The organism is Nonomuraea sp. NPDC003201 (assembly GCF_053590415.1).
Map to the genome: position 1 here is coordinate 1 of NZ_JBSFTC010000724.1, position 1,554 is coordinate 1,554.

A 1,554-nucleotide genomic window follows, 5' to 3' on the forward strand; every position below is an offset into this window, starting at 1 on the left:
CCCGCGCTCGCCGGGCTGGCGGCGCCGTGGTGGGACGCCGGCGCCACCGCCTCCTTCACCGGCATGACGCTCAGCACCGGCCGCGGGCACCTCGTACGGGCGCTGCTGGAGGGGATCGCCGCGCAGGTCGCCGAGCTGACCGCGCTGGTGGGGGCGGATCTCGGCGCGCCGCTGTCCCGGCTGCGCGTGGACGGCGGGCTGACCCGCTCGCGCGTCCTCATGCAGGCGCAGGCCGACCTCGCCCAGCTCCCCGTGGAGGTCTACCCGTCGCCGCACGCGACCCCGCTCGGCGCCGCCGCCTGCGCGCTGATGGCCCTCGACCCGGCCCTGGACGCCGCCGCGGCGGTCGGCGGCTGGCGGCCGTCGGCCGTCTACGAGCCCGTCTGGCCCGCGGACCGGGCCGCCGCGTACCTGGAGCGGTGGCAGGCCGCCGCCCGGGCCACTCTGTCGTCGAAGGAGAACTCGTGAACACGTACGACGTGGCCGTGATCGGCGGCGGCATCGTCGGCGCGGCCATCGCGCGCCTGCTGGGCGGCACCGCGCTGTCGGTGGCGCTGGTGGAGGCGCGCGACGACGTGGGCGACGGCACCAGCAAGGCCAACACCGCCATCCTGCACACCGGCTTCGACGCCAAGCCCGGCACCCTGGAGTCCCGCCTGGTCGCCCGCGGCTACGACCTGCTCGGCCGGTACGCCGAGGCCACCGGCATCCCGGTCGAGCGCACCGGGGCGCTGCTCGTGGCCTGGACGCCGGAACAGCTCGACGCCCTGCCGGAACTGCGGGCCAAGGCCGAGCGCAACGGCTACACCGCCTGCGAGATCGTCGACGCCGCCGAGGTCTACCGCAGGGTCCCCGCCCTCGGCGCGGGCGCGCTCGGCGGGCTGACGGTGCCCGGCGAGTCCATCATCTGCACCTGGACCACGAACCTCGCCCTGGCCACCGACGCCGTCAACCGCGGCGTGACGCTGCTGCGCGGCCACCGCGTCACCGCGGTCCACCCCGGGCCGGACGCCACCCGGCTGGTCACCACGGGGGGCGAGCTCTCCGCCCGGTGGGTGATCAACGCCGCCGGGCTCGGCGCCGACGCGCTCGACACCCTCTTCGGCCACGACCGCTTCACCGTCACGCCGCGCCGCGGCGAGCTGCTGGTCTTCGACAAGCTCGCCCGGCCGCTGGCGCCCTGCATCGTGCTGCCGGTGCCGTCGTCGGCCGGCAAGGGCGTGCTCGTCAGCCCCACCATCTACGGCAACGTCATGGTCGGCCCGACCGCCGAGGACCTCACGGACCGTACCGCCACCGGCACCTCCGAGGCGGGGCTGGAGTTCCTGCGCGAGAAGGGCGCGGAGCTCATGCCCCGGCTGATGGCCGAGGAGGTCACCGCGACCTACGCGGGCCTGCGCGCCTCGATCGGACGCGACGACTACCTGATCGACCTCGACGCCGGGCAGCGCTACCTCCTGGTCGGCGGCATCCGCTCCACCGGCCTGACCGCCGGCATGGCGATCGCCGAGCACGTCGCGGACCTGCTCAAGGGCCACCTCGACCTGGCCGAGC

Annotated in this window: 2 protein-coding genes; both read left to right on the forward strand. The window is 75.9% G+C overall.

What is annotated here, in order from left to right:
• Positions 1-468: FGGY-family carbohydrate kinase (locus tag ACWDX9_RS63145; RefSeq protein WP_449973423.1), on the forward strand; the 468-nt coding region annotated here is incomplete at its 5' end.
• Positions 465-1,554, forward strand: a 1,090-nt coding sequence (locus ACWDX9_RS63150; protein WP_449973424.1) for an NAD(P)/FAD-dependent oxidoreductase, incomplete at its 3' end; no start/stop codon positions are given. The genes ACWDX9_RS63145 and ACWDX9_RS63150, both read left to right, overlap by 4 nt.